Annotated in this window: 1 protein-coding gene; it reads right to left on the reverse strand. The window is 50.2% G+C overall.

The window, feature by feature from the left end:
• Positions 1 to 49: 49 nt before the first annotated feature.
• Positions 50 to 255: hypothetical protein (locus AABE10_RS36350; protein ID WP_342937858.1), on the reverse strand; the 206-nt coding region annotated here is incomplete at its 5' end.

Below are 255 nucleotides of genomic sequence, written 5' to 3' on the forward strand. Positions count from 1 at the left end.
TTTCGAAACCGGTCGCTCACTCAAAATCACTGACAGATGGCTTGATTGCTCAAACCTTCCTCAATTTCTTTCTGTGTGAGACTCGATTACTTTCGCTTCCGGCAGCTCCGAAGAACCACCGCGCGCCATCATCGAGCACCCACATCTGTCGGCTGTTAGTTTTTAAAGAACATCCGCACGAGGCGCCTTGCCTTCGTTGCGTTTGCTGCATCAGCAGCAGAGAAACGAGATTATGAACAACCTTCCGGTGTTCGT

Origin of the sequence: Paraburkholderia diazotrophica, assembly GCF_038900755.1 — a bacterium.
In the GTDB taxonomy this organism is placed as follows: domain Bacteria; phylum Pseudomonadota; class Gammaproteobacteria; order Burkholderiales; family Burkholderiaceae; genus Paraburkholderia; species Paraburkholderia diazotrophica_A.